Annotated in this window: 7 protein-coding genes; 5 read left to right on the top strand and 2 right to left on the bottom strand. The window is 70.3% G+C overall.

The window, feature by feature from the left end:
• Window positions 1–109 precede the first annotated feature (109 nt).
• Window positions 110–478 carry a hypothetical protein gene (locus VFZ20_RS17200; RefSeq protein WP_329685149.1) on the bottom strand — a complete coding sequence of 123 codons (369 nt, stop codon included), beginning with the start codon at window positions 476–478 and terminating at the stop codon, window positions 110–112.
• A gap of 581 nt (window positions 479–1059) precedes the next feature.
• On the opposite strand from VFZ20_RS17200, the gene purD reads away from it, so the two are divergent.
• From purD to VFZ20_RS17185, 3 genes are all read left to right on the top strand, one after another.
• The gene (purD, locus tag VFZ20_RS17195) at window positions 1060–2352 is read left to right on the top strand and encodes a phosphoribosylamine--glycine ligase (RefSeq protein ID WP_329685148.1); all 1293 of its coding nucleotides are present in this window, start codon (window positions 1060–1062) and stop codon (window positions 2350–2352) included.
• On the top strand, window positions 2345–3160 hold the full coding sequence (gene mutM, locus VFZ20_RS17190) for a bifunctional DNA-formamidopyrimidine glycosylase/DNA-(apurinic or apyrimidinic site) lyase (RefSeq protein WP_329685147.1): 816 nt from the start codon (window positions 2345–2347) through the stop codon (window positions 3158–3160). Before purD ends, mutM begins: the two co-directional genes overlap by 8 nt.
• Before the next feature lie 134 nt (window positions 3161–3294).
• Window positions 3295–4584: a tetratricopeptide repeat protein gene (locus tag VFZ20_RS17185; RefSeq protein ID WP_329685146.1), complete on the top strand. Its 1290-nt coding sequence runs from the start codon at window positions 3295–3297 to the stop codon at window positions 4582–4584.
• A gap of 73 nt (window positions 4585–4657) precedes the next feature.
• On the opposite strand, the gene VFZ20_RS17180 is transcribed toward VFZ20_RS17185, so the two are convergent.
• Window positions 4658–4855, bottom strand: a complete 198-nt coding sequence (locus VFZ20_RS17180; protein WP_329685145.1) for a hypothetical protein — start codon at window positions 4853–4855, stop codon at window positions 4658–4660.
• 378 nt (window positions 4856–5233) lie between these two features.
• Here VFZ20_RS17180 and VFZ20_RS17175 point away from each other — a divergent pair, with 378 nt between their 5' ends.
• Window positions 5234–6313: a GIY-YIG nuclease family protein gene (locus VFZ20_RS17175; RefSeq protein ID WP_329685144.1), complete on the top strand. Its 1080-nt coding sequence runs from the start codon at window positions 5234–5236 to the stop codon at window positions 6311–6313.
• A 79-nt stretch (window positions 6314–6392) separates the two neighbouring features.
• The gene (locus VFZ20_RS17170; RefSeq protein ID WP_329685143.1) at window positions 6393–7457 is read left to right on the top strand and encodes a metallophosphoesterase; all 1065 of its coding nucleotides are present in this window, start codon (window positions 6393–6395) and stop codon (window positions 7455–7457) included.
• Window positions 7458–7609 lie beyond the last annotated feature (152 nt).

Genomic DNA, 7609 nt, shown 5'->3' with positions numbered 1-7609 from the left:
AGGGCGGGAAGATCCTTCGGGGCCACACGCATCAGGCACGGTCGCGTTCGTGAGGGCCCCTCAGGAAAACAACCCTGCTTTTCCGGATCCGGTCTGAGCGGCTGAGCGACTACGCGACGGCCCTGTATCCCCCGTCGCCGTAGTCCCGCCGCAGCTCCTCCAGCAGGCGCTTGCCGACGCCGTCCGGATCGGGGTATTCCTCCCGCATCCGCTCGTCCATGATGTCATCGATCTGGCGCTGGAACGGTCGAAGCTCGGCATCGCCCAGGTCACCCAGCCGCTTGCCCGTTTGCCGCTCGATCTCCTGCAGCACGCGCGTGGCTACGCGGATGGAGCCGGGAAACAGCCGGTCGTCGGGGCGCAGCGGCAGCCACTTGCGCCAGTTGCGAAAGTGCTCACGCTCGCGGATGCGCAGCGAGATGCGATAGGCGGCATCGTTGGCCACCGCCGAGTCGACGTTTCGCAGGATTTCGAACATGGCTCAGATCCTCAGTTCAAGCATGTCGAAGGCGTCGCGGCCGAGCGTCTCGACCCGATACTCCTTGCGAATCCGATCCGGATCGTGACGCCCCCAGCCGGCGATCGATGCTCGCTGCGAATGCTATCCGGTAACGCCGTCCCCAGCCGAGCGAATGAATTCGCCGCTGGAGAATCGCGAAGTCCGCCTGCGCGGACTGCCCCAGCGGAAGCTGGCCAATGTGCACCAGGGCGGCTTTCGACGGCTAGCTAAAGACCGCACCGGTGCACAGAGACGGCGCGCGGCAGGACCCGTCGGCGAAGGCCGACATCACGTTGTCAAAGCCGCGAATTCATTCGCCGAGGCTGGGGCGCCGCTTCATGGCACAGACACGACATCAGCATCACGGCCTGGTTCGTGGCGCGCCTGAAAAATCGGCCGACAAAGATGCAAAGGAATCGCCGTAGACACCAGATCCGCGACACGCCACCGCGTGAACACCTCCCTCACGTTTTTCGCCACGCACGCGAGGTTGATCCGTCGGCCCAGGGCGCGTATCATCCCGCTTTCCGATCCCTGGACCCGCGAAGAGGCCGGCCGTCTTGAAGATTCTCGTGGTGGGCAACGGCGGACGCGAGCACGCGCTGCTGTGGAAGCTGCGGCGCGACGCGCCGCACGCCGAGCTGTTCGTCACCCGCGCCAACGGCGGGATGGCGGACCTGGCGACCTCCCTTCCCCTGGCGCCCGGCGAGATGCAGGCCCTGGCCGGCTGGGCGGAGCAGAACGCCGTCGATCTCACCGTCGTGGGCCCCGAGGCACCGCTGGCCGAGGGGGTCGCGGACCACTTCGCCTCGCACGGGCTGCCCGTCTTTGGCCCCACCAAGGCGGCCGCGCAGATCGAGGCGTCCAAGGCGTTCGCCAAGGGCGTCATGCAGCGCCACGGCATCCCCACGGCCGCGTTCCAGGTGTTCGAGCAGGTGGAGCCGGCCCGGGCGTTCGTCCGCGAGTTCGGCCGGCCCGTCGTCGTCAAGGCGTCGGGGCTGGCGGCCGGCAAGGGCGTCGTCGTGGCGGACGACACGGAACAGGCTCTCGCGGCCGTGGAGGACATGCTGTCCGGCGCCGCGTTCGGCCCGGCGGGGGCGCAGGTGGTGATCGAGGAGCGGATGACGGGCGAGGAGCTCTCCGTCTTCGCCCTCACGGACGGCGAGAACGTGGTCTCCATGCTCCCCGCGCAGGACCACAAGCGCGTGGGCGAGGGCGAGACGGGCCCCAACACGGGCGGGATGGGCGCCTACGCGCCCGTTGCCCTGGCCACGCCGGAGCTGATGGCCCGCGTGGAAGAGGAGATCCTGCGCCCCACCGTCGCCGCCATGGCCGCGGAGGGGCATCCGTTCCGCGGCCTGCTTTACGCCGGGCTCATGCTCACGCCGGAGGGACCGAAGGTCGTGGAGTTCAACTGCCGCTTCGGCGACCCGGAGACGCAGGTGGTGCTCCCCCTGCTCCGCTCCTCCTTGCTGGATCCCATGCTAGCTATCGCCCGCGGCGAGTCCATCGCGGGAACGCGGCTGGAGTGGCACCCGGGCGCGGCGGCCACCACCGTGCTGGCGTCCGGCGGCTACCCCGGCGACTACACGAGCGGCCTGCCCATCCGCATCCCGTCAGACATCGAGACCGGCGGCGACGTCATCGTCTTCCACGCCGGGACAAAGCGGGAGGACGACGGCACGCTCGTCACCGCCGGCGGCCGCGTGCTGGCCGTCACGGCCCTGGCGCCCACGGTGGCGGAAGCGGCGGCGCGCAGCCGGGCCGCGGCGGAGCGCATCGAGTTCCAGGGGCGGCACTTTCGCCGCGACATCGGCTGGCGCGAGGCGGAACGGGCGGGTGCCCATGCCTGAGCTCCCGGAAGTCGAGACCATCGTCCGCGACCTGGCGCACCTGCTGCCAGGGGCGAAGATCAAGGGCGTGGAGGTCGTGCGCCCGGACCTGATCGAGGACGACACGCCGGAGGGCTTCGCGCGAAAGATCCGGGGCAAAAAGATCCGGAGCGTGGTGCGCCGCGCCAAGAACATCGTCATGGACCTGGGCGGCGAACGGCTGCTGGTGAACCTGGGGATGACGGGACGCCTGCTCGTGGCCCGCGCCGGCGACGACGAGCCCACGCACCTGGGCGTGCGCATCGGGCTGGACCGCGGGCGCGAGCTGCGCTACCACGACGTGCGGCGATTTGGCCGGCTGTGGACGGTGACGGAGGCCCAGTGGCAGGCGTGGGACGGGCAGCTGGGCGTGGAGCCGCTGTCCGACGCCTTCTCCGCGGACTGGCTCGTCCAGGCGGCGGGACGATCGAAGGTGGCTATCAAGGTGTGGCTGATGGACCAGGCCCGCGTGGTGGGCGTGGGAAACATCTACGCCAGCGAGGCCCTCTTTCGCGCCCGGGTGGATCCGCGACGCCCCGCCAACTCGCTCACCCCGGACGAGCTGGCCCGCGTGCGCGACGGCGTGCAGGCCGTGCTGCGCGAGGCCATCGACCACCGGGGGACCACCTTCCTGGACTACCGCGACGCGCGGGGCGAGGAGGGCGCGTTCGCGGCACGGCTCAAGGTGTACGATCGAGAGGGGCAGCCGTGTCCCGGGTGCAAGGGACACGTGGAGCGCATCGTCCAGGGTGGCCGATCGACCTTCTTTTGCCCATCGTGCCAGCACTAGAGGAGCGGTGGCGCACAGTTTGGGGCCACCGCGCGTGATGAATCACTGGTTTTTTCCGACGGGTACATTATTATTCTACATCCCTGCAGGATGGCACGTCTCCTCCCCCGCCCATCTCTCCCGAACGCCAGATCATGCAACCACGAAAGTTCCGCGTACCCCAGCGCAAGACCCAGCGCCGCTGGCGCGTGCCCCCCGCCCTCAAGCGGGGGGACGAGATCTTCGAAGGGCTGGGTGTGCTGGATGAGCTGTCCGGAGAAAAGGGCCTGGTGCTGTGGCAGTCCCTGCGCGACGCCCTGCTGTGGGCCGAGGCGCAGGACGACGAGCGCGCCTCGCTCTTTTCGCAGGACGCCGAGCGCGCCCGCATGGCCATGATCCTCGCCTCGCAGCCCTCGCCGGACCTGGAGGAGCCGCTGGGCGTGCTGGCCCGCATGCTGGGCGAGCCCACGCAGATCTCGGAAGAGATGGTGGCCCTGGCCTGCCGCCGCGTGTCGCAGTGGGCCGACGACGAGGGGCTGCTTACGACGGCGCTGGCGTTCGCGCAGGCGGCCGCGACCGTGACGCCGGGCGACCCGGGCGTGGCGTTCGCCGTGGGCAAGCTGGCCCGCCGCCGCGCCGAGTACGCGCGCGCCGAGACGTGGTTCCGCCGCACCATCGCCCTGGCGCGCCAGATCGGCGACTGGGCCACGTACTCACAGGCGTTCCTGGGCCTGGGCCGCATGTACATGCAGCGCGGCAACCTGCCCGTGGCGCGGCGCTTCCTCGTGCGTGCCATGCGCGCGGCGCAGCGCAACAGCCTGCACGAGATCGAGGGCATGGCGCTGCACGACCTCTTTGCCGTGGCCGGCGAGGCCGACCGCAACGAGGAGGCGCACCAGTATGCGCGCGCGGCGTACGAGGCCTATGGTCCGCACAGCGCCACCATGCCGCGCCTGGCGCACGACGTGGCGTACTGGTGGATTCGCCGCGGGCACTTTGCCGAGGCGCTCCCCGTGCTGGAATCGGTGCTCCCGCACTTCCCGCAGCCGGGCGACCGCATGACCGTGCTGGGCAGCATTGCCCGGGCGGCGGGTGGTCTGGGCCAGCGCGAGCGGTTTCGCGAGGCGTGGGAGTCCGCGCACGACCTGCTGCGCACCAGCACCACCGACCAGGGCTCCGCGCAGGGGCTGCTGGACATGGCGCACGGGGCCGCCACGCTGGGCCTGTGGGACAAGGCCGAGACCGCCGCGCGCGAGGCCCTCGACACGGGCTCGCGCCGCAACGAAGCCAAGATCCGCCTGACGGCGGAGTCGCTGATCGAGTCCGTGCGCCACCATCGAACGGTGGAAAACAACCAGAAGAGCACGCGCGGGGACGCGGGAGTCGATCCCATGTTGGCCCAGGACTTCGTCCGGACGCTGCAGATGAGCGGCACGCACGCCTGAAGCCGCCACACGTCAAAGACAGCGAGGGCGTGGTCCGCGGACCACGCCCTCGCTGTTTTGCATCCGGGGATGCTTACTTGCCGCCGCCGGAGCCCAGCCACCCCGCGTCACGATTGGTCGTGGTGTCGGGGGCCGAGGTGGTGGTGACCTCCTGCGTGGCGTTCACGCCCGCGCCGCCGGCGCTGCGTGCCGTGGGCTCCGTGACGCTGGTGGAGCACGCGGCGACGGCCGCGACGAGGGCACAGGCGAGGAGGAGGCGCTTGGTCTTCATGGCAGGGTCCTGTGAAATGGGGGCAAACGGCTGGGGTGCAGGGGGCAAGATAGTGCGTCCCCGCCCGTCATCCTAGACTTTGAGATACAGGATAACGCTCCCTTCGCGACTTTGCAACCCTCACAAACCAGACGACTCGTGTCCGGTTCAGGTGATGAAAACTGCTACAATTAAAGGATTTCACAGATCAGACATTCCGGATGGATAACTTATAATTGTCATTTTCGGACGATCTAATCACATTGGTTGAAAGACGTGCGGCTCCCGGTGTGGCCGAGGACGGGACTCCGCCACGCCTCTCTTTCGCGCGGGGCGCGCGCGCGCTACTTTCGGGGTGAGGTTCGGCTTTTGTTCACCGGCGCGACCCGTCCCCGTTCTTTGAAGTCCTCTCCCGCGCACCCGCTCCGCGCCACCGTACGCGAGGCCCGCAACGTCCCCGGCGTGTACCGCATGCTGGCCGCGGACGGCGAGGTGCTGTACGTGGGCAAGTCCAAGAGCCTGCGCACCCGCCTGCTCTCGTACCTGCGCGCCCCGCGGGGCGACAAGCAGCACCGCATCATCGAAGGCACGCACTCGCTGGCATGGGACTACGAGCCCAGCGAGTTCGCGGCGCTGCTGCGCGAGCTGCAGATGATCAAGCGCTTTCGTCCGCGCATGAACGTGCAGCACAAGCGCGACGGGCGGTACTCGTTTCTCAAGCTCACGTCGGGCAGGGCGCCGCGCCTGTTCGTGGTGAGCGCCGTGGCCGACGACGCGGCCACGTACTACGGCCCCTTTCGCGGGGGCCGGCGCATCCAGGACGCCGTCCGCGAGCTCAACGACCTGCTGGGGCTGCGCGACTGCCCGCTCGTCACCCCCATCCGCTTCGCGGACCAGCCGGACCTGTTCGCGTTCGAGCACGTGCCCCGCTGCCACCGCTTCGAGCTGCGGCTGTGCATGGGCCCCTGCGCCGCGCGCTGCACCGAGACGGAGTACGGGCAGCGGGTGGAGATGGCGCGGGCCTTCCTGGATGGACACGCCGACGAGCCCCTGCGCTGGCTGAACGAGCGGATGACGGCCGCGGCGGACCGCTGGGAGTTCGAGTACGCGGGACGGCTGCGCGACCGCCTGCACCGCCTGGAGAACCTGCGCGACGAGTTCTCGCAGCTGCGCGAGGCGCTGGACAGCCTGACCTTCCTGTACCGCGTGGACGGGGTGGAGGGCGACGACCGCGTGTACCTGGTGCGGCGCGGCACCGTGCGCGCCGTGGTCCCCGTGCCGCGCACGGCGGCGGAGCGGCGCCGGATGGAGCGCCTGTGCGACGAGCACTTTGGCCGGCCGGAGCACGAAGGCGCCCTCGTGCAGCGCCACCAGGTCGACGAGATCCTGCTGCTGTCGCGGTGGTTTCGGGCGCGGCCGGAGGAGATGCGCAACACCACGCCGCCCGCCCGCGTGGAGGCGCTGCCCCTGAGCGCCTGAGCCCCTGGCACATCGGTTGCGCCCGCCGTGACGGACGCCGTTTGCAAACCGACCTGATGCCCCCTTGCCGGAGCCGTTGATGCGGACCTGCCTCCGCTTTGCGTTCGTCCTATCCGCCTGCGCCCTCGCCGCCGCCTGCGGGCGTGACGGCGCGCGCCCCACCGCCGCCGCCGAGGCCGACAGCACGGCCCGCGGCGACAGCCTGCGCGCCATCTACGGCGCCACGGGGGGCGACATCGTCCGCGTGGTGCCCGTGGAGATCGAGGTGGTGGGCCTTCCCGCCGGGTGGGAGGGCATGCGCGTGGCCGCCCTGTCCGACTTTCACCTGGGGATGTGGCCCGGGAACACGGAGACGGCCCTGGCCGCCGTGCAGCGCGCCATCGCCGAGAAGCCCGACGCGTTCGTGCTGCTGGGCGACTACGTGGCCCGCGGGCAGGACTACACGGCGCTGGACCGCGTGCTGGCGCCCCTGCGGGGCAAGCCGGTCTTTGCCGTGCTGGGCAACGAGGACATGGTGGAGGACCCGGACGAGCCCGACAGCACGCTCATCCGCACCCGGCAGGCCATGCAGCGCGCGGGGATCACGCTGCTGGAGAACCGCCGCGCGCCGTTCGTGCGCAACAACGACACGGCGTACATCGGCGGCATCGACCCGTACACGGCGCGGCGGCCGGAGTGGCGCCGCGCGGAGATCTACGGCGGCATCGGCGGGGGGGCGCGCACGCCGCTGCTGCTGGCGCACATGCCCGTGGCGGCCGTGACGCTGCCCACGGACAAGTACCCCGCCGTCGTGGCGGGCCACACGTTCTGCGGGCAAGTAGAGGTGCCGGGCACGCCGCGCCTGTCGTGGTTCAACACCGAGGTGCTCCCCGGCACGGCCGATCCCGCCCGGACGCGCATCTACCGCGTGCGGGGCTCCACGCTGTTCATCACCTGCGGGCTGGGGTTCGGGTACGTGCCCGTGCGCTTTGGCGCGCCGCCGGAGATCGCGATGATCACCCTGCGCGGCGTGGGTGCCGTGGCCCCCTCGGACAGCGCCCGCGCGCCCGGGGCCGTGAACGTGGACTCGCTCATCCAGTCGTTCACGCCCACGGACTCCACCAACGGCGAGGACACGGATTCCACGGCCGCCGAGGAGGGCTGATCCGCATCGCGCCTGCGCGGACGGCGGAACGGCATTCTCACACGGCGCTTCGCGAACGGAGTCAACGGTAACGGCAACAGACCCGATTCTCCGGACGGCAGGCTCCCACGGGATCTGCATCGATGGAATCAACAGTCGTTGGCTGTTAACCG

Origin of the sequence: Longimicrobium sp. (genome assembly GCF_036280135.1) — a bacterium.
Taxonomy (GTDB): Bacteria; Gemmatimonadota; Gemmatimonadetes; order Longimicrobiales; family Longimicrobiaceae; genus Longimicrobium.
The sequence above is the reverse complement of the archived record's forward strand: the minus strand, read 5'-3'. Positions and strand labels throughout refer to the sequence as shown.